The organism is Microbispora catharanthi (assembly GCF_006334915.2).
GTDB lineage: Bacteria > Actinomycetota > Actinomycetes > Streptosporangiales > Streptosporangiaceae > Microbispora > Microbispora catharanthi.
Window position 1 is genome coordinate 82,914 of sequence record NZ_VDMA02000016.1, and the last position, 24,164, is coordinate 107,077.

Here is a 24,164-nt window from a genome sequence, read left to right on the forward strand (position 1 = left end):
CGGCGGACGCGGGCCCGGCGCACCGAAGGCGGCGCCGGGCCAGAGAGGCCGGATCGAGTGGGACCGTCAGCGGGAGCGGCGGTCACCGGAGCCGGGATCGGCCAGACCGGCCCGGCGCAGCGCCTCGGCCATGGCCCCGCCCAGCGGCGCGCCGCTCGAGCCCCGGCCGTTGCCGCGGCCCGATCCGCCCCTGCCACCCGGGTTCTGGCCACCCTGGTTCTGGCCGCCCTGGTCTTGGCGGGACGGGTTCTGGCGGGACGGGTTCTGGCGCGACTGGCCGCGGCGGCCGCCCTGCCGGTCGTCGCGGGCCTCGCCGTTCGGCCCGCCCCTGCGGCCGTTGCCCGCTGTCTCGTCGTCCAGACGTAGCGTGAGCGAGATGCGCTTGCGCTGGAGGTCCACGTCGAGCACCTTGACCCGGACGATGTCGCCGGGCTTGACCACCTCGCGGGGGTCCTTCACGAAGGAGTTGGACATCGCGGACACGTGGACCAGGCCGTCCTGGTGCACGCCGACGTCGACGAACGCCCCGAACGCGGCGACGTTGGTGACGACGCCCTCCAGGATCATGCCGGGCGACAGGTCGGACGGCTTCTCGACGCCCTCCTTGAAGGTGGCGGTCTTGAACGCCGGGCGGGGGTCGCGGCCCGGCTTCTCCAGTTCCTTGAGGATGTCGGTGACGGTCGGCAGGCCGAAGGTGTCGTCGACGAACTCCGACGGCTTCAGCGAGCGGAGCGCCGAGGTGTTACCGATCAGCGTGCGCAGGTCGCCCTTGGTGAAGTCGAGGATGCGGCGCACCACCGGGTAGGCCTCCGGGTGCACGCTGGAGGCGTCGAGCGGGTCGTCACCGCCGGGGATCCGCAGGAAGCCCGCGCACTGCTCGAACGCCTTCGGGCCGAGCCGCGGCACCTCCTTCAGCCCGGTCCGCGAGCGGAACGGCCCGTTGGCGTCGCGGTGCGCGACGATGTTCTCCGCCAGTCCGGCGCCGATGCCGGAGACGCGGGTCAGCAGCGGGGGGGACGCGGTGTTGACGTCCACGCCCACCGCGTTCACGCAGTCCTCCACCACCGCGTCGAGCGAGCGCGACAGCTTCACCTCGGACACGTCGTGCTGGTACTGGCCGACGCCGATGGACTTGGGGTCGATCTTCACCAGCTCGGCCAGCGGGTCCTGCAGACGCCGCGCGATCGACACCGCGCCGCGCAGCGAGACGTCCAGGCCCGGCAGTTCCTGCGAGGCGTAGGCCGACGCGGAGTACACCGAGGCCCCGGCCTCCGAGACCACGATCTTGGTGACGTGTGGCATGTGCTTGACCAGCTCACCGGCGAGCTTGTCGGTCTCCCGCGACGCGGTGCCGTTGCCGATGGCGATCAGCTCCACCTTGTGCTCGGTCGCCAGCCGGGCCAGCACCGCGAGCGACTGGTCCCACTGCCGCTTGGGCTCGTGCGGATAGATCGTCTCGGTGGCCACGACCTTGCCGGTGCCGTCCACGACCGCGACCTTCACGCCGGTGCGCAGCCCCGGGTCGAGGCCCATGGTCGGCCTCGCCCCGGCGGGGGCGGCGAGCAGCAGGTCGCGCAGGTTGGCCGCGAAAACGCGCACGGCCTCCTCCTCGGCCGCCTGCCACAACCGGGTGCGCAGATCGATGCCCAGATGCACGAGAACGCGGGTGCGCCAGGCCCAGCGCACGGTGTCGAGCAGCCACTTGTCGGCCGGGCGGCCGAGGTCGGCGATGCCGAAGCGCCGGGCGATCCGCGCCTCGTAGTCGTTCGGCTCCTCGGCCTCCGGGTCGAGGGTGAGCGTGAGCACCTCCTCCTTCTCGCCCCGGAACATCGCGAGGATGCGGTGCGAGGGCAGGCGGGTGAAGGGCTCGGAGAAGTCGAAGTAGTCGGAGAACTTGGCCCCGGACTCCTGCTTGTCCTCCCGCACCTGGGAGATCAGCCGCCCGCGGGACCACATCCGCTCCCGCAGGTCGCCGATGAGGTCGGCGTCCTCGGCGAAACGCTCGACCAGGATGGCCCTGGCGCCCTCCAGCGCGGCGGCGGCGTCGGCCACGCCCTCGCGCACGTACGCCTCGGCGGTCGCCTGCGGGTCCAGCGACGGGTCGGCGAGCAGCGCGTCCGCCAGCGGCTCCAGCCCCAGCTCCCTGGCGATCTGCGCCTTGGTGCGGCGCTTGGGCTTGAAGGGCAGGTAGATGTCCTCCAGCCGGGCCTTCGAGTCGGCCTCCATGATCCGCGCTTCCAGGGCCTCGTCGAGCTTGCCCTGCGAGCGGATCGAGTCGAGGATGGCGGCCCGCCGCTCCTCCAGCTCGCGCAGGTAGCGCAGCCGCTCCTCCAGCGTGCGCAGCTGGGCGTCGTCGAGCGCGCCCGTGGCCTCCTTGCGGTAACGGGCGATGAACGGCACCGTCGCCCCGCCGTCGAGCAGGTCGACGGCCGCGGTGACCTGACTCTCGCGCACGCCGAGCTCTTCGGCGATCCGCTGCTGAATGGACGTGGTCACGATCCTGATCCGCCTTCTTCCGAGTCCGCCCTCTCCGGGGGCCACCCTCTCCGGAGGCTCTCATTCTGCCGGATCCGCCGGGCCCCCTCGCTCCACCTGTGGACAACCCGTGCGGGCCGCGATGTCGGATGCCACCGCCATCGAATCCTCCGCCCGGCCATTGGAGGAGAAAGGACGACGGGCTTGTCGCCCTTGTCGTGCATATGGATCCCGGTATGCCGCTCGACACGGACACGAGGCGATTCCGGCCCGCGACGCAGTGGGAATCGCGCGGCGACGGCTCACGCGTTCTGTACGACCAGAACGAGCCCGAATGCCTGTACGGCAGCTGGGGCACCCTCAAGGAACGGCGCCGGGAGACCTATTGCGGCGCCTTGCACAGCGGCGCGACATCGCGCCGCACGGAGACGCACTCCCTGTTCGAGGGAGCCGTCACCCTGACCGAATACCGCGATCCATTCGACGACGGCGTGCGCTTCGTGCTCGAAAGGATCCGTGAGCCGGGACCCGGGCGACCTCCACCGGCCTCCGCCGGCCTCCGCCGGCCTCCGCCGGCCTCCACCGGAGGACGCCGCGGCCCGGGCGCATGCTCAGCGGACGTGGAGCCGCTCGTACAGACCGGCGCCGGTCAGCAGCAGGAGCGCGAGGGTGAGCAGCGCGTGCGACGCGAACGGCGCGCCCCGGGCAGGTGTCTCGCCGGCCGGGGCCTTCACCGCGGGCCGGCCCAGCGTGATCTCCGGATGGTGGGCCAGGTAGCCGGTCGGGAACGTGGTCACGGTCCCGCAGCCGCATCCTGGGCAGGTCATCCCGGACCAGGGCGGCTGGACGGCCACGTCGTCCCGCGTCCACACCACGACGTCGACGCCCTGCTCGTCGCGCGCGCGGTGGACGACATACTCCTCCTCCCAGACGCGCAGGCAGTGCAGGCACTCGAACGGCCACGTCTCCCTGGCGCTGATTGCCTCCCGCACCGGTACCACCCCCGAACTCACGACCTCCGCCTACGAGTCTCAACACAGGGTGAAACCACTGCAAGTGGTGCGAAGGACACGAACAGTAATGATTGCCCAGTCGGGCGGTGCTTCTCGTGCTCCGTCAGACCACCTCGAGCAGCTCGTCGACCAGGCCGAGCGCCAGCGTCTTGTAGCCCACGGAGTCGAACAGCACGGTGATCCGGTCCTGCTCGCGGCTCATCACGATCCCGTGTCCCCACTCGGCGTGCCGTACGTTCGCGTGCATGGGGAACCGCCCGTCGCCGGTCTCCGGCGGGGTCGCAGTCCCGGAGCGGCAGGTGTCGCAGTCGCCGCACGACCGCTCGTACGGCTCGCCGAAGTACTCCAGCAGGAAGCGGCGCCGGCAGCCGGTCGTCTCCGCGTAGCCGCGCATCATCTCCAGCCGGGAGTCCTCCATCCGGTGCCGGAGATCGTCGATCTCCACCGCGCGGGCGGCGGCCTCGTCCGGCGGCGGGCCGTCCGGCGCGTAGTGCAGGGCGCCACCGTGGCTGACCTCGACCGCGCCCGCCCGTTCCAGCAGGTTGACGTGCGAGGTCAGCCTGGCGGTCCCGATGTCGAGGAGCTCGCGCAGGTCGGCGGCGGCCACCTCCCCGCCGTGCTCGTGGACCAGCGTCGCGACGCGCCGCATCAGGGCCTCGTCCGCGCGGCCCGAGGCGAAGAACTTGCGCAGCCCCAGGTCCTCGGGCCGGTAGAACAGCACGGTCTCGGCCGGGTTGCCGTCCCGGCCGGCCCGGCCGATCTCCTGGTAGTACGCGTCGAGCGACTCGGGGGGCGCGGCGTGCAGCACGTAGCGCACGTCGTGCTTGTCGATGCCCATCCCGAAGGCCGAGGTCGCCACGACGGTGTCGAGGTCGTCGTCCTGGAACCGCTCGTGGATGCGGCGGCGTTCCTTCGTCTTCATCCCCGCGTGGTACGCCTCGGCCCGGCGGCCGCGCTCCTTCAGCAGGTCGGCGTACTCCTCGGCCTGGCGCCGCGTCGCGACGTAGACCAGCCCCACGCCGTTCAGCCCGGCGGCGTGGTCGGCCAGGGCCCTGCGCTTGTCGTCGTCGCTCGTGAACCGGTGGACCTCGAGATGCAGGTTGGGCCGGTCGAATCCCCGCACGATCTGCTGGGCCCCGATCAGGCCGAGCGATTCGACGATCTCCTCGCGGACGGTCGGCGCGGCCGTGGCCGTCATCGCGATCACCGGGGGATGGCCCAGACGCTCGATGACCTTGCCGAGCCGCAGATACTCCGGCCGGAAGTCGTGGCCCCAGGTGGACACGCAGTGCGCCTCGTCCACGGCGATCAGGGAGGGCCGGGCCTGGGCCAGCCGCTCGACCACCTCGGGCTTGGCGAGCTGCTCCGGCGACAGGAACACGTACTCGGCGTCGCCCGCGGTGACCTGGTCGAGCCCCGCCTCGACCGAGCCGGCCGAGTTGACCGCCACCGCGCCCGCGGCCCCCGCCTTGAGCAGGCCCATGACCTGGTCGCGCTGCAGGGCGATGAGAGGCGAGACGATGACCGTCGGGCCCTCGAGGAGCAAGCCGGGCACCTGGTAGACGGCCGACTTGCCGCCGCCGGTCGGCATCACCAGCAGCACGTCGCGTCCCGCGAGCAGGAGCTCCATCGCCTCCTGCTGGCCCGGGCGCAGCTGCTGCCAGCCGAAGGCCTCCCTGGCCGTGGCCCGCAGGCGCCTGCCCCTGCGTCCGTAATGCCGGCCGAAGCGGCCCCCCGCCCAGCCTCTGGCCCAGCTTCCCGACCAGTCCCTCGACCAGCCGCCTCCCGTGCCGCCGAGCCTGTCACCGGCCCTTCCACCGGACAGGCCCCCATACCTCTGCCTGACGCTCATTCCACCGCACCCCCTCGCCCGATCGGCCTGCAACTACCCGAGCGGAAAGGGCCGAACCGGAATAGCGTCACGGACCCGGCGGCTTAGAGCCGGTATGAGAGCGATCGTGTATTCCGAGACCGGTGACAGCGGTGTCCTGCGCCTGACCGACCGGCCGGTGCCCGAGCCGGGGCCCGGAGAGGTACGCGTGCGAGTGGTGCGCTCGGGCGTCAATCCGACCGATTGGAAGGCGCGGCGCGGCGCGTTGAGCCATCCGGAGGCCGTGCCCAACCAGGACGGCGCCGGAATCGTGGACGCCGCCGGGCCGGGCGTGACAGGAGTGGCACCGGGAGACCGCGTGTGGCTGTGGGAGGCCGCCTGGGGGCGGCCGGACGGCACCGCGCAGGAGTACGTCGTCCTGCCCGAACGGCAGGTCGTGCCGCTGCCGGGCGGGGCCTCCCTCGACCTCGGCGCGAGTCTCGGCATCCCCGCGCTGACCGCGCATCGCTGCCTGACCGTGGCCGAGGGCGGGCCGGACCGGCTCGCCCCCGGGGCCCTCGACGGCAGGACCGTCCTGGTCGCGGGTGGCGCCGGGGCCGTGGGCAACGCGGCGATCCAGCTCGCCCGCTGGGCCGGGGCGACCGTGGTGACCACGGTCAGCGGGCCGGAGAAGGCGGCGCTGGCCCGGGCCGCGGGGGCGCACCACGTGGTCGACTACCGCACCGGGGATCCGGCGGCGGCGATCCGCGCCGTGGCCCCGCAGGGCGCCGACATCGTGGTGGAGGTCGCGCCGGCGCCGAACGCCGCCCTGGACAGGGCGGTCACCGCGCCGCAGGGGGTCGTCGCGGTGTACGCCAACAACGGGGGAGACGAGGTCGCGCTTTCGGTGCGCGAGCTGTTCACCCGCAACATCCGTTACCAGTTCGTCCTCGTCTACACCGTGCCCGACGCCGCCAAGGACGCCGCCGTGGCGGACGTGCGCGCGGCGGTCGAGGCGGGCGCGCTGCGGGTGGGGGAGGAGGCCGGGCTGCCCCTCCACCACTTCCCGCTGGAGCGCACGGCGGACGCCCACGACGCGGTCGAGTCGGGTGCGGTCGGCAAGGTGCTCGTGGACGTCGCACCGGAGTGAGCCCCAGGTGAGTCCGGGGGCCGGGAGGGGCGGTGGATCTTTCCCCGGCGGACGGTAGCGTCGGGGCATGCGACTCGGAGTCCTGGACGTCGGTTCCAACACGGTGCACCTGCTGGTGATGGACGCGCATCAGGGTGCCCGGCCTCTGCCCGCGTTCTCCCACAAGGAGGAGCTGCGGCTGACCGAGCATCTCGTCGACGGCGACAGGCTCAGCGAGGAGGGCGCGGCGCGGCTCGGGGCCTTCGTGCGCGAAGCGGCACGCATCGCCGAGGACAAGGGCGTGGAGGACCTGGTCGCCTTCGCCACCTCGGCGGTCCGCGACGCGGTCAACGGCGAGGACGTGCTGGCCCAGATCAAGGCCGACACCCGGGTGGACATCCAGGTGCTGTCGGGGGACGACGAGGCCAGGCTGACGTTCCTGGCCGTCCGCCGCTGGTTCGGCTGGTCCTCGGGGCGGCTGCTGGTGACCGACATCGGGGGCGGGTCGCTGGAGATCGCCTCCGGCGTCGACGAGGAGCCCGACGTCGCCGTCTCCCTCCCGCTCGGCGCGGGACGGCTCACCCGCGACTGGTTCACCGCCGACCCGCCCGATCCCGAAGAGGTCCGCGCGCTGCGGAGGCACGTACGCACCGAGATCGCGCGGACGGTCGGGGCGGTCGCCAGGTACGGCAGGCCGGACCACGCGGTCGCCACGTCCAAGACCTTCCGCCAGCTCGCACGCATCGCGGGGGCGGCGTCGTCCAGCGAGGGCCCGTACGTCAAGCGGACGCTGACGCACGAGGACCTGGTCGAGTGGACGGCCCGGCTGGCCACGATGCCGGCGGCCCGCCGGGCGGAGCTTCCCGGCGTGTCCGCTGGGCGGGCCGCCCAGCTTCTCGCCGGCGCGGTCGTCGCGGACGCCGCGATGGACCTGTTCGAGCTGCCGGTGCTGGAGATCTGCCCGTGGGCGCTGCGGGAGGGCGTGATCCTGCGCAGGCTCGACGGCCTGCCCATGGGTCGGCCCCCGCTAGCCGATCAGTAAGGTATGAGGGTCATCCAAACGGGGCAAGGCACCAATAACCGGCAATTTCCGTTCCTCTACGTGGCAGGTGATCTTCCGCCGGCCACCGGAGTGCCGTAATCGGGGTCGACCTCTGGAGGAATCTAAATGGTGGAGCTGCTGGGAGCCGTGGTCTCCCTGGCGGCGGTGGCGGTGCTGGTGCTCGGAGCCGTGGTGGTCATCGCGATCGCGACCCTCGTATGGCTGGGTGCGATGGCGGTGAGCACCGGGCGCGAGTCCTATGGGCGGGCGAAACCCGTCCCGGCGGGCACGGATGCGGACGCGTCCGGGATATCGCCCGTCAACGCGTCCGGGATAGCGCTCATCACCGCGTCCGGCAACGGACACGTGAACGGGCGCGCCGCGGGCCGGGGCGTGGACCGGCAGGTCCGGGCCGTCGCCGCCTCCGCGCGTCGCGCGTAGCGAGGCCCACGCCGGCGTCGGCGTCCCCGTCAGGTCTGTCCTGGCGGGGACGCCGTCGTCTGGGGCGCCTCGCTGCCGGACGGGCCGCCGTCAGCGGCTCTCCCTGCTCTGGCCGGACAGCGTCTTGACCAGCTCGGTCAGGTGGGCGACCTGAGTCTCCAGCCCGCGTACGCGCGCCTCGAGCTCGGACAGGGTGGGGGCCTGGTAGCCGTCGGCGATCTGCCTGCTCATCGTTCCTCCCAAGCGGGACCGGCCGGGGGAGACCGGTGTAGGGGTGCAGGACATGAGGGTCGTGCGGGTCGTGGATCTCTATTCCCCGAATATGTGATTTGGCACCTCTTCTCCGCGGGGAAGATGGAACGGTGAAGGTCGTCGTGCTCGCGGACACCCATGCTCCCCGGCGCTGGAAGTCCTGCCCGCCCGCGGTCGCCGAGCACCTGCGGGGGGCGGACCTGATCCTGCACGCCGGCGACGTCTGCACCGCCGACGTCCTGGTGGAGCTGTCCGCGTACGCTCCGGTCCACGCGGTGCTCGGCAACAACGACGGCCAGGACGTCGCGGCCTGGGGCGCTCCCGAGACGCTCGAACTCGACCTCGGCGGGCTCCGGGTGGCGATGATCCACGACAGCGGACAGGCCGCCGGACGGACCGCGCGCATGCGGCGCCGCTTCCCCGAGGCCGACCTGGTCGTCTTCGGCCACTCGCACATCCCCATGGACCTGACCGGCGACGGGATGCGGGTGTTCAACCCCGGCTCGCCCACCGACCGCCGCCGTCAGCCGCACGGCACCATCGGAATACTCGACGTCGAGAGCGGCGTGCTGCGGCGGGCCGAGATCGTCCCCGTCACCTGACCTGCCTAAGGGCCGTACGGCGGGGCATGGGGCCGGTATGAGAGAGAACAGACCACAGCCCGACCCGCGTTCGCGGTTCGAGGACGAAGGCATTCCGGACCTGCAGGAGGGCACGCCCGAGCAGCAGTGGGCCGAGGACCCGCAGGAGATGCCGCTGCCCGGCGACCGGCCCCTGGGCCTCGACGAGTACGGCACCACGCCCAACGAGATGCGCGAGGGCGAGTCCCTCCGCCGTCGCCTGTCCCGCGAGGTCCCCGACGTGGATGTCCGGTTCGGCACGGAGCCGGGCACGGCGGGTGGCCCCGACGTCCTCGGCGAGAGCGGCGACCAGCCGTACGAGAGGTACGGCGCCGGCACCGCGGAGTCCGGCCAGGCCGGCCGGCTCGTCGATCCGGACGGCGGCATGGGCGTGGACACCGAAAAGGACATGATCGCCGAGGACGTGGGGCCGGATTTCGGCGGCTACACGGCGGAGGAGCAGGCGATGCGCATAGAGGACGAGACGCCGTAGGGCGAGACGACACAAGACGGGACGACACAGAGCGAGACGCCACAGGCGGAGACGGCGGCGGCCGTGCGGCCGGGCCGCCGCCGCACGGCGTGAGGGGCCGGGAAGCAGCCGCGAGAGGACCTCGCATTCGTTACGCTGCCTCGATGGCGGGAGTTGAGGAGCCGCGGCACGAATGGCGGGTGCCGCGTGGGATCGTTGCGCTGAAGGCCGTCGGCACGATGCTGTGCGGTGTGCTGGCGATCGCCGGCGACGGCGCGCAGCTCTTCCTCGCCGGCGTGGCCACCGTCGGTTTCGGCCTGCTGACCGGCCGCGACCTGGTCGCGCCGGTGCGGCTCGCGGCGGGGGATGACGGGCTGGTCGTCACCGGGCTCTCCGGCCGGGAACGCATCTCCTGGAACGACGTGGACCGCATCCGGGTGGACTCCCACCGCCGTTACGGCCTGACGACCGAGCTGCTGGAGATCGACGCGGGCGAGCAGATCCACCTGTTCAGCCGTTTCGACCTCGGCGAGCCGGTCGTCGACGTGGCCGAGGCGCTCATGCGGATGCGCCCCTGATCCGTACGCGCGTCGCGGTTTGGGAACGGTGCAAGCCGATCGCAAGCATGGGGCCCTAAGGTCCGATCGTGTCACAAACCGCTCTCATCACACTGATCCTTTCGGGGCTCGGACTCGTCTTCGGCCTCATCGGCGGCGGCATCACCATGAACGCCCGGGAGTTCCGCCGCCGGGCGCAGCGCAGCCGCGGCCTGGTCGTCGGACTGCGGGCGAGCCGGTCCGACGACGGAACCTCGTACTACCCGATCATTCGTTTCACGACCGTCTACGGCCAGCAGGTCGAGGCCGAGACCACCTATGGGAGCAACCCGCCGCCCGCGCGGCCGGGTGAGGAGGTCACGGTGCTGTACGACCCGGCCAGGCCGACGCGGATCCGCATCGACAGCGCGGCCGGGAGCGGCGCGCTCCTCGGCGGCATCTTCCTCACGGTCGGCATCGTCCTGTTCACCGCGGGGGCGGGGGTGGCGCTGGCCCAGACGTTCTGAGCCCAGGCGCTCCGTCCCCACCCCCTCCGGCGCGTGGTCATCCGGTCGTGCAGGCCGTCCCGTTCAGGGTGAACGCGGTGGGGGCGGGGTTGGCGCCGCTGTAGGACCCCTGGAAGCCGAAGCTCGCCGTGCCGCCGCCCGCGCCGATGGTTCCGTTCCAGGTGGCGTTGGACGCGGTGACCTGCCGGCCCGACTGGGTGATCGTCGAGTTCCAGTAGCCGGTGACCTTCTGGTCGCCGGCGTAGGTCCACTGGAGCCGCCAGCCGTTGACCGGGCTCGACGACCTGTTGGTGATCGTCACGTCGGCGGTGAACCCGCTGCCCCAGTCGTTCACCTTGTACGTCACCACACACCCGCCAGGCAAGGGCGACGACGAGGGCGACGGGCTGGCGCTGGGCGAGGGGCTGGGGGACGGAGAAGGGGACGGGGACGGGGATGGCGAGGGGGACGCGGAGGGCGACGGGGAGGGGGACGGGCTGGTGCCCGTGTAGGTCAGCCCGAAGCCGTACTCGAACAGCGCCTGCTTGCCGTCCCCGGCGTTGATCGGCTCCTGGTCGGCGCTGCGCGGCCACGTCATCGGCAGCTTCCCGTTCGGTGCGTAGTCGCCGAACAGCACGTCGGCCACGCCGCGCCCCTCGGTGCCCGGCAGCCAGGCCGCCACCAGCGCGTTCCACTGGTCGATCTGGCCGGCGACGTCCAGCGGCCGGCCGGAGACGAGTACCACGACCAGCGGCACGCCGGACGCCTTGAGCCGCTGCAGCGTGGCCAGGTCGGTCGAGTCGAGGCTCATCGACCCGGTCCGGTCGCCCTGGCCCTCCGCGTACGGCGTCTCGCCCACGACGGCGATCGCCGCGCGGTAGGAGGAGTCGATGCCACTGCCGTCCCGGTTGTAGGTGACCTGCGTGCCGGAGCCGACGGCGTCGCGGATGCCCTGCAGGATCGTGGTGCCGGTGGTGGTGTTGCCGGACGAGCCCTGCCAGCTGATCGTCCAGCCGCCGCTCTGGTTGCCGATGTCGTCGGCGCTCTTGCCCGCCACGAAGATCTTGCCGCCGCTCTTGCCGAGCGGGAGCACGTTGCCCGCGTTCTTCAGCAGGACCAGCGACTCGCGTACGGCCTCGCGGGCGACGGCACGGTGGGCCGCGCTGCCCACGGTGGAGGTGTAGGACCGGTCGGTAAGCGGCCTCTCGAACAGCCCCAGCTCGAACTTCTTGGTCAGGATGCGCCGGTTGGCGTCGTCGATCCGCGACGTCGCGATCCGGCCCCCCTGGACCTCCGACTTCAGCAGTGAGACGAACCTCTTGTAGTCGGTCGGCACCATCACCATGTCGACGCCCGCGTTGATCGCCGTGGTGATCTCGCTCGCCGTGAAGCCGGTCTGGCCGTCGAGCTGGTCGATGCCCGCCCAGTCGGTGACCACGAAGCCGGTGAAGCCCAGCTCGCCCTTCAGCACGTCGGTGATCAGGTACTTGTTGCCGTGCATCTTCACGCCGTTCCAGGAGCTGTAGGACACCATGACGGAGCCCACGCCGCGCTGCACGGCGGCCTTGAACGGCGCGAGGTGGATGGCCCGCAGGTCGGCCTCGCTGAGCTCGGTGTTGCCCTGGTCCTTGCCGCCCGTGGTGCCGCCGTCGCCGACGTAGTGCTTGGCGGTGGCGAGGATGGAGGCGTTCCCGGCCTTCTGGAAGCCGTCCACGATCGTCGTCATCTGGGTGACGAGCTGCGGGTCCTCACTGAAGGACTCGTACGTGCGGCCCCACCGGTCGTTGCGGGCCACGCACAGGCAGGGCGCGAAGGTCCAGTCGATGCCGGTGCCCGACACCTCCTCGGCCGTCGCCCGCCCGACCCGCTCCACCAGGTCGGGGTCGCGGGTGGCCCCCAGCCCGATGTTGTGCGGGAAGATCGTCGCGCCGACGACGTTGTTGTGCCCGTGCACGGCGTCGATCCCGTAGATCATCGGAATGCCGAGCGGGGTGGACAGCGCCTGGCGCTGGAAGTTGTCGTACATGTCGGCCCAGGACGACGCGGTGTTCGGGGAGGGCGCCGAGCCGCCGCCGGACAGGATCGAGCCCAGCCGGTACGTCGCCACGTCGGAGACCGTCGTCAGGGCCGACCGGTCGGCCTGGGTCATCTGCCCGACCTTGTCGTCCAGCGACATCCTGGACAGAAGGTCGTCCACCCGCGCGGCCACCGGGAGGCTCGGATCCTTGTACGGGGCGTCCGCCGCCCGCGCGGCCCCGTGGTCGGCGGCGAAGACGGCGGTCAGCGCCGCGGCGAGCAGCGTCACGAGCGCGGTGACCCAGGCGGGCCTCAGCCGGGATGTCATCAGGTCCTCCTCGATGTTCCCGCCGACCGTAGGAATCACCGAGAATTCGGGTCAAACGATGTGACTCCCGGACACTCGCCACCAGCCGCGCACGAGGAAACTTTCACGCACGCGGGGCCGTCGCGGGCGCGTCGTCGTGCAGCGATCCGATCGCCGCGCTGAGGGCGCCCTGCTCCTCGCCCGGCAGTGCCCCGGCGGCGTGCAGCATTCGCAGCGCGGTCAGGAGCCGCATCCGGTCGGCCTCGGTGCCGAGGTCCGCGAGGTAGGCGGGCACGACCAGGCCGAGAGCCTTGAGGTCGCCGCGTGCGCAGAACCCGGCGAGCAGATCCCTCAGGAGGGCGTCGCCGGTCCGTGGGCCGTGCCCTGCGGCCGAGCGCAGCCCTTCGGCGATCGCGAACCTGACCCAGTCGGCGTACGGCCCGTGCGGCACCTCGCCGACGTGCGCCGCCGCCAGTTCGTAGTGACGGCGTGCCCGGCCGGGGTCCCCGAGATCCGCGTGAGCCTTGGCCATGTTCAGGTGCAGGGAGGCGTAGAAGCCCTTCACCCGGTCGTCGCCCACGCGGTCCGCCCGGTCCAGGCGCTCCTGGTTCCAGCGAAGCGTCTCCTGCGGGGTCGTCTGGTGCCGGGCGACGTAGTGGGCGGCGACGCACGCGTCGTAGTCGTCCTCCGCGATCTCCCACGCCTGCTCGAACGCGGCGCGCGCGTCCCCGTCGCGGCCCTCTGCCTCGGCCTGCATGCCCTCGGCGCAGAGCCGGACGACGGGGTTGCCGGGGTTCACGGTTGTCCATCCTCATGTGTCGTAGTGGTGGTGTCGCGGACCGGCATCACCAGGGTGGTGAAGCTGCCCTGGCCGGCGGAGCGGACCACGACGGGTTCGGTCGCGGACGCGACCTCGAACAGCCCGTGGGGCCCGACACCGGCGTCTATGGCCGCGAGAAGCACGGCCGGGTCGAAGGCGATGCGCAGCGGCGGTCCGGTGGAGACGGCGGGCAGCGTGGCCGGAAAGAGCCCGGGGCGTTCCACCACCAGCCGGTCGGTGTCGGCGCGCAGGACGACCGGCCCTTCCTGCTCACCGTCGGCGAGCCGGTCGCGCAGCGCCTCCCTGCCCGCGACGCGTCGATGTCGTCCATGCAGGGGATTGTCGAGGTTCAACCTGCTTGAAGGTCAACCGTCGCACGCTTCGGCCATGGGCGGAATCGCTAGGGGCGAAGACCGCGCCGGTGGCCGGCCGGGCGGCCCTAACGTCGTCACATGGATCTGGTCGAACTGCTCCCCAGCCTGTACTTCCTGCGGTTTCCCGTCGGGCACGTCTACCTGTGGCGCGATCCCGACGGGCTCACCCTGATCGACTCCGGGGTCCCCGGCTCCGCGCCGCTCATCGAGGACGCCGTCCGCTCGCTCGGGCACTCGCCGTCCGACGTACGGCGCCTGGTGCTGACGCACTTCCACGAGGACCACACCGGCTCGGCCGCCGACATCGCCTCCTGGGGTGACGTCACCGTGTACGCCCACCGCGACGACGCGCCCTTCGTCCGGGGCGAGGCGGCCGGGCCCCCGCCGGTCCTGTCCGGATGGGAGCGGGAGCTGTGGGACGCGGTCCACGCGGGCATGCCGCACGTGCCCGCGCCGCCCGTGCGCGTGGACCGCGAACTGGGCGACGGCGACACGCTGGACTTCGGCGGCGGGGCACGGGTGCTGGCCGTGCCGGGTCACACGCCCGGCAGCCTCGCCGTGCACCTGCCGGGGCCGGGCGTGCTGTTCACCGGCGACACCATCGCCCGCGCCCCCGACGGGCAGGTCATCCTCGGCGTGTTCAACGCCGACCCGCCCGCGGCGGCCGCCTCCTTCCTACGGCAGGCGGCCCTCGACGTCGAGATCGCCTGTTTCGGCCACGGCGAACCCCTCACCGAGGACGCGGCCGGCTGCCTGCGCGCCGCCGCGGCCCGCCTGCCCGGCTGACGCGGTCAGGTGCTCAGGGGAGGGCGCTCACGGAACGGTGCCCACGGGGTGCTCACGGCATGGAGGCGGCGGCGCCGGCGAAACCGGCCGCGGCCGCCGTGACCCGGCCGCCGGGTGCGACCGGCACGCGTGCGACGCCGTCCGCCCCGGTGACGGCGGTCCTGCCGCCCGCGGTCACCGTCGCGCCCCTGACCGGCCTGGGGGTGGGATCCTCCGGCACGGTCGCGGTGACCCGGACCTCGGAGGTCCCGCCGCCCGCCGGCCGTACGACCAGGGACAGGGGCGGCCTGCGCACCCCGGGGCAGTCGGCCTGGGTGGGCACCCCGGAGAGCAGGCGGCCGTCGACCTCGCTGCGCACGGTCCCGCTGAAGCGGGCGGGGGAGCGGACGTCGAGGTCGCCGCGCAGGTATCCGTGGTGCCGCCCGGTGACCGTGAGATCGGCCCGCCAGGTCGCGGACACGAGCGACGCCGGAGTGGTCAGCGACTCCGTGCCGCTGACGAAGCTCTCCCCGTCGTCGGAGTAGTGGTCGTAGCGGACCTCCCAGCGGCCGGAGAGGAAGGTGCCGGTGAACTCCATCCGCGCCGTGCCGCCCCCGGCCCCGTGCACCGTACGGCCGTGCACCTGGCGGGAGGCCACACCCCGGTAGCGGGTGTAGGGCACGGTGGACCTCGACAGGTCGATCGTGTCGAGGTCGACGACGGGTGTCGGCGTCACCGGGGTGCGGGCGGGGAACCGCAGGACCCGCATGCGCATCTCGGGGGCGTGGCCGGGGGTGCCGGTGGCGGCGGTCACGTGCTCCTCCGCGATCAGCGCCCGGGTGCCGTCGGGGAGCCACGACCAGGACCGGATGCCCCAGCCGTCCTCGGTGACCACGGGCTGGCCGCCGTAGGTGCCGCGCTGGCCCTCGCGGTCCATGAGCCAGCGCTCGTTCATGCACCGCCGGTTGTTCCACAGGCCGACGCGGCCGATCTGGGCGAAGGCCGCCATGTCGATGAACGGCGGGCGCCGGAGCTGGGTGAACACGTCCATGCGGTCGAGCCCCCGGGCGGAGGTGTAGGAGATCCAGCGGCCGTCGGGCGAGGGGTCGGTGCCCTCGTTGTAGTCGATGTCGGTGGTCAGCCGCCGGCGCTCGCCGGTGGCCAGGTCGAGGGTGAAGATGTCGTAGTTGAGCGCGCTGCCGGTGGCGCCGATCTTCAGGGTTCGGCCGCCGTCCATCCACTGCCCGGCCTCGTAGTAGCTCCCGGCGTCGGCCCAGCCCTTCGGGTCGTCGCCGAGCGTGTAGGCGGGGTTCACGACCCGGGGTTCGGTCACCCGGTAGCCGTCGCCGCGGCGCACCAGTTTGCCGATCGTCATGCGCGGCCCTTCCAGGGTGCGCACCTCGGTCCAGCGGATGTGCTTCCCATCGGGGTGCAACTGGGTCGCCCTGTTCTGGGCGCCTTGCTTCAGGCCGGGGATCGGGAACGTCACCGGAAGGACCTTGCCTGTGCGGCAGTCGTACACGCTCGGCGCGCACTCGAGCACCGAGTAGCGCACGTCGGCGATCCCGCCGCTGGACCCGGCGGCCCCGGAGTCCTCCGGCACCCGCTCGACCCACAGGCGCCTGCCGTCGGGGAACACCTCGTTTCCGCGCGCCGTCGGCAGCTTCCCGCAGGTCACACAGCTGAAGCCGGTGCCGTCGAGGTTCATCGCGCCGACGTGCTCGTGACCCTGGTAGACCACACTCATGACGACGTGGCGTCCGTCCGGGGCCAGCCGTACGCCCTGGGACGACGTGAGCGTCACGCCGGAGGGGAGCGGGACGTCGCGCTCGACCTCGACCGGTTCGAAGGGCGGGACGGCGGCGGCCTTCGCGGGAGCCTGGTGGACCGCCTGGGCTTGCGGGAGCGCGGGGGCGTGGGGGAACGCGGCGGCCGCGAGCACGGCCGCTCCCGCCATCGAGGATCGGATGAGTCTCATGGCCGTCCACCCCACCCCCGGGCGGTGGGAACTGCCTGTGCGGGAGAAGGGGGACAGATGAGAGCCTCTTCGGCAACCCCACAGCCGGTTCACAGCGAACTCACATCCGGGACTGGTGTGCTGTCCCCGACATGCCTGGAGAGAAGATCCTCGTCGTCGACGACGAGCCGAACATCCTCGACGTGCTGGCCACGGTGCTGGGGTTCCACGGGTTCGAGGTGACGACGGCCGCCACCGGGGCGCAGGCGATGGCCTGCGCCGAGGCCGCCGCGCCGGACCTCGTGGTCCTGGACGTGATGCTGCCCGACATGGGCGGCCTCGAGGTCTGCCGGAGCCTGCGGGCCCGCGGCCACCGCTTCGGCATCGTCTTCCTCACCGCCAGGGACGCCCGCCAGGACAAGGTGTCCGGGCTCACCTACGGCGGCGACGACTACGTGACCAAGCCCTTCGCCCTGGACGAGCTGCTGGCCCGGGTCAGGGCCGTGCTCCGCCGGGTCGCGCAGCCTCCGCCGCCTCCCGGGGGCGAGCGCCTCAGGGTCGCCGACCTGGAGCTGGACGAGGACGCCTGCGAGGTGCGGCGCGGCGGAGTGCCCGTCCGCCTGTCGCCGACCGAGTTCAACCTCCTGCGCTACCTGATGAGCAACCGCGGCAGGGTCCTGTCGCGCGCCCAGATCCTCGACGCGGTGTGGGACTACGACTTCAGGGGGACCTCCAACGTGGTCGATCTGTACGTCGGCTACCTCCGCCGCAAGCTCGACCGGCTGGGGCCGCCGCTCATCCACACCCAGCGCGGGTTCGGGTACGTGCTCCGCGACAGCGGGACGGCGTCGTGACCCTCCGCGCCCGGCTTCTGCTCGTGCTCGTGGTCCTGGCCGCCGCCGCGCTGACGGCCACCGGCGCCGCCGTCGCCCTCGCCCTGCGGGCCTATCTCGTCGGCCGGGTGGACGAGCAGCTCCTCGCGGCGGCGGCGACCGCCCGCACCAACCCGCTGCTGCGGGAGAGCACGGACCGCACCGGCCTGCTGCGCGCCGCCGTGGCGCCGACCGACTACGCGGTGCGGATCTGGCGGCACGACGGGAGCGTCCTCGGCGCCTGGGGCGGGCGGGCCGGCGCCGCGCTGCTCGACCGTGCCCCGTCCCCGGCGGCGGGCGGCGTCTCCGGCCCCGTGACGCTCGGCAGCGGCACGGGGGCGTACCGCGTCGTGTCGTTCGTGGGGGCGGGCGGCCAGACCCGGGCGGCGGTGGGGCTGCCCCTGAGGCCGGTGGAGGAGACGGTCGGCCGGCTGCTGCTGATCGAGACGATGGCCGGCGCCGCCTCCCTGGGCGTGCTCGCCCTGGTCGCGCACCGCCTGGTCGCCCGCGGCCTGCGGCCCCTCGCCGCGATCGCGGCCACCGCCGGGGCGATCGCCGGCGGCGACCTGGACCGGCGCGCCCCGGTCGCCTCGCCCAGGACGGAGGCCGGCCGGCTCGCGCTGGCCGTGAACGGCATGCTCGCCCGGATCCAGGCGGCGATGGAGGCCAGGGCCCGGTCGGAGGACCGGCTGCGGCGTTTCGTCGCCGACGCCTCCCACGAGCTGCGCACCCCGCTGACGGCCGTGCGCGGCTACCTCCAGATGCTCAGGTATGGCGTGGTCAGCCAGGCCGACCGGCCCGACGCCGTACGGCGGGCCGACGACGAGGCGGCGCGCATGGCGAAGATCGTAGACGACCTGCTCTACCTGGCCCGGCTCGACCAGGAGCCGTGCCTGCGACGGCGGCCGGTGGACCTGGCCGCCGTCGCCGCCGACGCGATCTGCGACGCGCGGGCCGTCGCGCCGGACCGGGTCGTCGCCCTGGAGGCCGGTGACGCCGTCGAGGTCGCGGCCGACGAGGACGCCGTCCGGCAGGTGCTGGCCAACCTGCTCGGCAACGTCCGCACGCACACGCCCCCGGGGACGAGCGCGACGGTGGCCGTACGCGCCGGGCCGGGTGGCGGCGGGGTGATCGAGGTGCGCGACGCCGGACCGGGCATGGCGCCGGAGGTGGCGGAGCGGGCCTTCTCCCGGTTCTACCGGGGGGCCTCCCGTCCCGGAGCCCCCGGCAGCGGCCTCGGGCTGTCGATCGTCGCCGCGATCGCCCGGGCCCACGGCGGCGAGGCGACCCTCGACAGCGGGTCCGGAGAGGGCACCGTCGTCCGGGTCACGTTCCCGTCGCCCGCCCGATCGGGACGACGAGGGTAGAGGGCGCCGCGCGCGGGGGATGTTCTCGCCGTCACCTTGTCCCCCAGCGGCGGCCGCGCGGCGCCGGAGTAAGGGGTGCCGATGCGGATCACCTCCGTCGAGTCCACCGAGCTGTTCGTCCGCACGGCCACCGGCGAGGGCCCGCGCCAGATCGTCCGGGTCGTCCTCGACGAGGTGCCGGACGGCCGGTCCCCGTTGGTCGAGGTCACCGGCCCGGGAGTGCGGGGCGAGCACGGAGCGGGCGGGCGGTCTCCCGGCGTGGCGGTGGAGGTGCCCGTGGAGGCCGCCGCGCCCGCCGCGGTCCCGGGCGCGCGCGTCCCGATCACCGTGCGGGCCGCCGCCGGCCGGGAGCGGTGCACGGCCGAGGGCGAACTGCTCGTGGCCGAGCCGGGGTGGACGGTCTGGATGATCCCCCACTTCCACTACGACCCGGTCTGGTGGAACACCCAGGCCGCCTACACCGCCACCTGGGACCACGCGGGCGGCCTGGCGCAGGCGAACCGGCAGGAGTTCCAGCACGCGGGATTCGACCTCGTCCGGCTCCACCTCGACACCGCCAGGAGGGAGCCCGAATACAAGTTCGTGCTCGCCGAGGTCGACTACCTCAAGCCGTACTGGAACGCCCACCCCGAGGACCGGGCCCACCTGCGCCGCCTGCTCGCGGAGGGCCGGCTGGAGATCATGGGTGGCACGTACAACGAGCCGAACACCAACCTGACCGGCCCCGAGGCGACGATCCGCAACATCGTCCACGGGATCGGCTTCCAGCGCGACGTGCTCGGCGGCGATCCGGCGACCGCCTGGCAGCTCGACGCGTTCGGGCACGACCCCCAGTTTCCCGGGCTGGTCGCCGAGGCGGGGCTGACCTCCAGCTCGTGGGCGCGCGGGCCCTACCACCAGTGGGGGCCGATGCTCGCCGGCGCCGGCTGGGGCGACCCGTCGGTCATGCAGTTCCCCTCGGAGTTCGAGTGGCTGTCGCCGTCGGGGCGCGGGGTCACGACCCACTACATGCCGGCCCACTACAGCGCCGGGTGGTGGATGGACTCCGCGCCGTCCCTGGAGCAGGCCGAGGCCGCCGTCTACGAACTGTTCACGCTGCTCAAGAAGGTCGCCGCGACCCGCAACGTGCTGCTGCCCGTCGGCACCGACTACACCCCGCCCAACAAGTGGGTCATGGAGATCCAGCGCGACTGGAACCGGCGCTACGTCTCACCCCGGTTCGTCTGCGGGCTGCCGAGGGAGTTCTTCGCCGCCGTGCGGGACGAGGGCGTCCGCCTGACGCCGCAGACGCGGGACATGAACCCGGTCTACACCGGCAAGGACGTGTCGTACATCGACACCAAGCAGGCGCAGCGGCACGCCGAGACGCGGCTCGCCGATGCCGAGAAGTTCGCCGCAGTCGCCACGGCGACCCTCGGCGCGCCCTACCCGCACGCCGCCCTCGACAAGGCCTGGCGCCAGATCGCGTACGGCGCGCACCACGACGGCATCACCGGATCGGAGTCCGACCAGGTCTACCTCGACCTGATGACGGGCTGGCGGGAGGCGCACGACCTGGGCGGCCGGGTCCTCGACGCGTCGCTGCGCCGCCTCGGCGAGGGCCTGACCGGCGTCGCCGTCTGGAACCCCTCCTCCTGGCCCAGGACCGACCTCGTCCGCGTGCGGCTGACGCTGCCCGAGCCGGGGTCGTACGGCGTCGCGTTCGACCCGCCCGCGCGCGGTCTGCTGCTTGAGCACCCAGAGCGCCACCCTGACGGCAGCCTCGCGGCCGTGGACGCGGTCTTCGTCGCCCACGACGTGCCCGCGCTCGGGTACCGGACGTTCCGGCTGGCGCCCACCGCCGAGCCCGCCCCGATCGGCTGGGCCGTACGCGAGGGGAGCAGGATCGAGAACGCCACGCACGCGGTGGAGGTCGACCCCGAGCGCGGCGGGACGGTGTCGAGCCTCACCGTCGAGGGCCGCGAGCTGCTGCAGCAGGACCGGGTGGGCAACGAGCTGCTCGTCTACGACGAGCATCCGGCGCATCCGCGCTTCGGCGAGGGCCCCTGGCACCTGGTGCCGAGCGGCGGGGTGAGCGGCTCGGCCGCGGCCACCGCGGAGGTCGCCGTCGCCGAGTGCCCGGCGGGCCGGCGGATCATCGTCGGCGGCCGGGTCGGCCCGGTCGTCTACACGCAGGAGATCACGCTCTGGGACGGGCTGCCGCGGGTGGATCTCACCACCCACGTGGACGAGTTCCACGGCTCCGACGTGCTGCTCCGGCTGCGCTGGCCGGTGCGGGTGCCGGGGGCGCTGCCGGTCAGCGAGGTCGCCGGAGCCGTCGTCGGCCGCGGGTTCGGCCTGATCGACGTGGACTCCGCGGAGCATCCGTGGACGCTGGACAACCCCGCGCACAACTGGTTCGCGCTGTCGTCCACGGCCCGCGTCGCGCTGCGCTCGCCCGCCGGACGCCCCCTCGGCGCGCGGGCCGTCGGCGTCGCCGAGATCATCGCCCCGCCGGACGCGGACACCGGCGGCCTGAGGGACCTCGCCGTGGCGCTCGTACGGCAGGGCGTGACCTCGACGTGCTCCACCGGGCCCGGCCCCCGGTACGGGAACCTGTCCGTGGACTCCAACCTGCCCGACGTGCGCATCGCGGTCGGCACGCCGGAGGAGAACCCGTTCGTCGCGGCGCTGCTGGACGACGCGGAGGCCGCGGAGCTGCGCGCGCGTCTCGACGCCGAGGGCCGGGCCCACCTGTGGGTGCCGGCGGACGAGCCGCTGGAGAAGGTCTGGGTGCCGGGCGCCGACCTCACCGGCCCCCGCGACCTTCCCGTGCTCGTGATCTGCGGCGAGGGCGCGGTCGGGGAGCTGGTCGCGGACCTCGCCGACGCGGCCGTGGAGGTGGTGACGGACGCCGAGCCGGCGGATGCCGTCCTCGACGACTACACGATCGGGCTGGTGAACCGGGGCGTCCCGGGCTTCGCGGTCGATCCGTCCGGGGCGCTGCACGTGTCGCTGATGCGGTCGTGCACCGGCTGGCCGTCCGGCGTGTGGATCGACCCGCCGCGCCGCACCGCGCCCGACGGCTCCGGCTTCCAGCTCCAGCACTGGACCCACTCGTTCGAGTGCTCGCTGGTGGCCGCCCCGGGCGACTGGCGCGCGGCCGATCTCGTACGGCTCGGCCACGACGTCAACCATCCGCTGGCGGCGACGGTGGGGGAGGACGGGCCGGCTGGCGAGTCGCGGTCGTTCCTGGAGACCGGGCCCGGCCTGGTCCTCACCGCGCTCAAGGCGGCCGGGAACCCGATCGCCTCGGGCCGGACGCCCGGTCCGGTGACCGCGCTGACCGCCCGCGTCCACGAGGCCGGCGGCCGGACCGTCCCGCTGTCGGTCGCCACGACGCTGCCCCTGGGACTGTGGCGGCGGGCCGACCTCCTGGAGAACGTCACCGGGGACGCCCCCGTCACGCTCGACGGCATGGAGATCGTCACGCTCGTCGCCCCGCTCCGTCCCGGGCCGCCCGTGGACGTGGTGGGCGAGCGGGCGGCCGGTCCCTGGGCGGGCGTCGCGGCTGCGGGCGGCGCGGGGACGGGCGGCGCGGGGACGGGTGGCAGGGTGGCGGCCTGCGGGACCGTCCCCGAAGTGCCGGAGACCGAGCCGCACCAGCCGGTTCACACGCGCTACTGGCTCGGCAACACCGGGCCCGCGCCGATGGGAGACCTGCCGGTCGCCGTGCACCTGTCCCCGCCGGATCTGGACGTCGCGGGGCCGGTGGAGCTGACCCTGACCATCGCCTCCAGCCTCACGGAGGACCGGGCGGAGGGTGTGGTCACGCTCACCGCCCCCGACGGCTGGTCGGTGGCGCCCGCCGTCCGGCCGTACGTGCTGCCTCCGGGAGGCCACGCCACCGTGCCGGTGCGGCTCACACCGCCCCCCGGCGCCGAGGGCGGCCTCTACCTGCTCACCGCGCGCACCGAGTTCGGCGGCCAGGCGTACGAGGACGTGACCCGGCTGCACGTGCTCCGGCCGGGGGAGGGCGGACGGCGGTCGCCGGGGCTGGAAGTGACGCTGGAGGGTCTCGGTCACCCGCCACACCTGCGGCTGACGCCCGGCGGCCGGGCGGAGGTCGTGGTCCGGCTGCGGTCCGAGGCGCGGTCGCCGATCGCCGCGCGGGCGCAGCTCGTCAGCCCGTGGCAGACGTTCGAGATGTTCCCCGAGTGGAACGGCGGGGCCGTCGTGCCGCCCGAGGGTGAGGCGGAGGTGCGCTTCCCGGTACGCGTGCCGCCGGGCGCTCGCCCGGGCCGCTGGTGGGCGCTCGTGAAGATCGCCTGCGCCGGGTGGCTGCACTACACCGACACGATCGAGGTCGAGGTCGAGCCGTGAGCGGCCCGGACGCTCCCCTGACCGGCGGCGCCGCGCCGGCGGCACGCGGAGAGGGCGGCGGCCGGCTCTTGGACGGCCGCCCCCGCCCGGGTCCGCCTGCCGTGCGGGCCGCGGCGACGGCGGGGGATCGGGTGATCACGGTCGCCGAGGTGGACCGGCGGCTGCGCCTGCTGCGCAGCGGCCCGCTCGCGGCGCGGCTGCCGCGCCCGGAGACCGCCGAGGGCCGCAACCTGCGCCGCTGGCTGGTGCAGGTCATGGTGGCCGAGGCGCTGGCCGAGCAGGAGGCGGCCCGCCTCGGCCTGCCTGCCGGGCACGCACCGCCGCCGGGAGGTCCTTCGCCGGCCGGGCGGGCGGCTCCACCCGGACCCGAGGCGGTGCTCACCCTGGCGGGCGCGCTCCGGACGGGCGGCGTCGCGGCCGCGGTCCTGGTGACGACGCCGGCCGCCAGGGAGGTGTGCCGGGCGCTCGCCGCGGGCCGCGAGCCGTCCGAGGACGAGGTGCGCGACTACTACCGGCGCAACCTCGACCGGTTCACCACCCCGGAGACGCGCTGGGTCCGTCCGTTCGGGCCGGTCCGGCGCGGGCAGCTCGCCGGGCCGATCGAGGACGCGGTCTTCGCGGCCCGGGAGGGCGAGACGGTCGGGCCCGTGGAGGGCCCCGGCGGCCCCTGGACCCTGGTGGTCGAGCGGATCAAGGCGGCGCGGCGGAAGCCGTACGCGGCCGTGCGGGAGCGGATCCGCGCGGAGCTGGCGAAGGAGAACGGGGAGCGGGCCTTCGCCCGGTGGCTCGACGCACGGCACGCCGACTCGGTCGTGCTCACGCCGGGGCACGAGCATCCGGCCGACCCGGCCCAGCCCGACGCCGACCACCGGCACTGACCATGCGAGGCTCGGCGCCCCGGTGCCGGCGCGCATCCCCAGCCGGTTCGATCGCCACTCGCACCGGCCGTCAGAACACGAGATCGCCTCGACCCATGCATGGACCCGGCGAAGCGGAAATATCGGCGTGAACTCCTAACTCTGTGGCTC

Annotated in this window: 20 protein-coding genes; 12 read left to right on the top strand and 8 right to left on the bottom strand. The window is 73.5% G+C overall.

The genetic code is table 11. From position 1 onward, the window contains the following. Positions 1–66 precede the first annotated feature (66 nt). The 3 genes from FH610_RS27440 to FH610_RS27450 all read right to left on the bottom strand — a co-directional run bounded on the left by FH610_RS27440 (position 67) and on the right by FH610_RS27450 (position 5,340). Positions 67–2,496, bottom strand: coding sequence for a Tex family protein (locus FH610_RS27440; RefSeq protein WP_139577857.1), 2,430 nt, complete (start codon positions 2,494–2,496; stop codon positions 67–69). Positions 2,497–3,086: 590 nt separating this feature from the next. Then, on the bottom strand, positions 3,087–3,467 hold the full coding sequence (locus FH610_RS27445) for a hypothetical protein (RefSeq protein WP_139577864.1): 381 nt from the start codon (positions 3,465–3,467) through the stop codon (positions 3,087–3,089). Between the two features lie 124 nt (positions 3,468–3,591). After that, positions 3,592–5,340 (bottom strand): RecQ family ATP-dependent DNA helicase, encoded by a 1,749-nt coding sequence (locus FH610_RS27450; protein WP_139577870.1) that lies wholly within the window; start codon positions 5,338–5,340, stop codon positions 3,592–3,594. Positions 5,341–5,434: 94 nt separating this feature from the next. Between FH610_RS27450 and FH610_RS27455 the strand changes: the two genes are divergently transcribed. The 3 genes from FH610_RS27455 to FH610_RS27465 all read left to right on the top strand — a co-directional run bounded on the left by FH610_RS27455 (position 5,435) and on the right by FH610_RS27465 (position 7,910). After that, positions 5,435–6,448, top strand: coding sequence for an NADPH:quinone reductase (locus FH610_RS27455; protein ID WP_139577877.1), 1,014 nt, complete (start codon positions 5,435–5,437; stop codon positions 6,446–6,448). A gap of 67 nt (positions 6,449–6,515) precedes the next feature. Further along, positions 6,516–7,469 (top strand): Ppx/GppA family phosphatase, encoded by a 954-nt coding sequence (locus tag FH610_RS27460; protein WP_139577884.1) that lies wholly within the window; start codon positions 6,516–6,518, stop codon positions 7,467–7,469. 126 nt (positions 7,470–7,595) lie between these two features. Beyond that, complete coding sequence (locus FH610_RS27465; RefSeq protein WP_139577889.1) at positions 7,596–7,910, top strand: hypothetical protein; 315 nt, start codon at positions 7,596–7,598, stop codon at positions 7,908–7,910. A 90-nt stretch (positions 7,911–8,000) separates the two neighbouring features. Here the strand turns inward: FH610_RS27465 and FH610_RS42975 are convergent, their stop codons facing one another. Then, a complete protein-coding gene (locus tag FH610_RS42975; protein WP_161628093.1) occupies positions 8,001–8,141 on the bottom strand; it encodes a hypothetical protein in 141 nt (46 codons plus the stop codon). 131 nt (positions 8,142–8,272) lie between these two features. Between FH610_RS42975 and FH610_RS27470 the strand changes: the two genes are divergently transcribed. The 4 genes from FH610_RS27470 to FH610_RS27485 all read left to right on the top strand — a co-directional run bounded on the left by FH610_RS27470 (position 8,273) and on the right by FH610_RS27485 (position 10,317). Beyond that, positions 8,273–8,764: a metallophosphoesterase family protein gene (locus tag FH610_RS27470; protein ID WP_139577894.1), complete on the top strand. Its 492-nt coding sequence runs from the start codon at positions 8,273–8,275 to the stop codon at positions 8,762–8,764. 37 nt (positions 8,765–8,801) lie between these two features. Beyond that, positions 8,802–9,275 (top strand): DUF5709 domain-containing protein, encoded by a 474-nt coding sequence (locus tag FH610_RS27475; RefSeq protein WP_139577899.1) that lies wholly within the window; start codon positions 8,802–8,804, stop codon positions 9,273–9,275. A 143-nt stretch (positions 9,276–9,418) separates the two neighbouring features. Next, positions 9,419–9,832 (top strand): PH domain-containing protein, encoded by a 414-nt coding sequence (locus tag FH610_RS27480; protein WP_139577904.1) that lies wholly within the window; start codon positions 9,419–9,421, stop codon positions 9,830–9,832. Between the two features lie 68 nt (positions 9,833–9,900). After that, positions 9,901–10,317 (top strand): DUF3592 domain-containing protein, encoded by a 417-nt coding sequence (locus FH610_RS27485; protein ID WP_161628094.1) that lies wholly within the window; start codon positions 9,901–9,903, stop codon positions 10,315–10,317. A gap of 37 nt (positions 10,318–10,354) precedes the next feature. Here FH610_RS27485 and FH610_RS27490 read toward each other — a convergent pair whose 3' ends face one another. The 3 genes from FH610_RS27490 to FH610_RS43895 form a co-directional block, all read right to left on the bottom strand. Continuing rightward, complete coding sequence (locus FH610_RS27490; RefSeq protein ID WP_139577917.1) at positions 10,355–12,640, bottom strand: glycoside hydrolase family 3 N-terminal domain-containing protein; 2,286 nt, start codon at positions 12,638–12,640, stop codon at positions 10,355–10,357. Between the two features lie 103 nt (positions 12,641–12,743). After that, positions 12,744–13,418 carry a hypothetical protein gene (locus FH610_RS27495; RefSeq protein ID WP_139577923.1) on the bottom strand — a complete coding sequence of 225 codons (675 nt, stop codon included), beginning with the start codon at positions 13,416–13,418 and terminating at the stop codon, positions 12,744–12,746. Further along, positions 13,415–13,792 carry a hypothetical protein gene (locus FH610_RS43895; RefSeq protein ID WP_205826103.1) on the bottom strand — a complete coding sequence of 126 codons (378 nt, stop codon included), beginning with the start codon at positions 13,790–13,792 and terminating at the stop codon, positions 13,415–13,417. The genes FH610_RS27495 and FH610_RS43895 overlap by 4 nt, the downstream gene beginning before the upstream one ends. Before the next feature lie 99 nt (positions 13,793–13,891). Here FH610_RS43895 and FH610_RS27505 point away from each other — a divergent pair, with 99 nt between their 5' ends. Continuing rightward, positions 13,892–14,599, top strand: coding sequence for an MBL fold metallo-hydrolase (locus FH610_RS27505; protein ID WP_139577928.1), 708 nt, complete (start codon positions 13,892–13,894; stop codon positions 14,597–14,599). Positions 14,600–14,651: 52 nt separating this feature from the next. Here the strand turns inward: FH610_RS27505 and FH610_RS27510 are convergent, their stop codons facing one another. Then, a complete protein-coding gene (locus FH610_RS27510; RefSeq protein WP_139577933.1) occupies positions 14,652–16,556 on the bottom strand; it encodes a TolB family protein in 1,905 nt (634 codons plus the stop codon). Positions 16,557–16,687: 131 nt separating this feature from the next. Between FH610_RS27510 and FH610_RS27515 the strand changes: the two genes are divergently transcribed. The 4 genes from FH610_RS27515 (at position 16,688) to FH610_RS27530 (ending at position 24,014) form a co-directional block, all read left to right on the top strand. Further along, positions 16,688–17,389, top strand: a complete 702-nt coding sequence (locus tag FH610_RS27515; RefSeq protein ID WP_139577934.1) for a response regulator transcription factor — start codon at positions 16,688–16,690, stop codon at positions 17,387–17,389. Next, positions 17,386–18,774: a sensor histidine kinase gene (locus tag FH610_RS27520; protein ID WP_139577935.1), complete on the top strand. Its 1,389-nt coding sequence runs from the start codon at positions 17,386–17,388 to the stop codon at positions 18,772–18,774. The genes FH610_RS27515 and FH610_RS27520 overlap by 4 nt, the downstream gene beginning before the upstream one ends. 81 nt (positions 18,775–18,855) lie before the next feature. Further along, positions 18,856–23,136: a glycoside hydrolase family 38 N-terminal domain-containing protein gene (locus FH610_RS27525; RefSeq protein ID WP_139577936.1), complete on the top strand. Its 4,281-nt coding sequence runs from the start codon at positions 18,856–18,858 to the stop codon at positions 23,134–23,136. Then, the gene (locus FH610_RS27530) at positions 23,133–24,014 is read left to right on the top strand and encodes a peptidylprolyl isomerase (RefSeq protein ID WP_139577937.1); all 882 of its coding nucleotides are present in this window, start codon (positions 23,133–23,135) and stop codon (positions 24,012–24,014) included. Before FH610_RS27525 ends, FH610_RS27530 begins: the two co-directional genes overlap by 4 nt. Positions 24,015–24,164 lie beyond the last annotated feature (150 nt).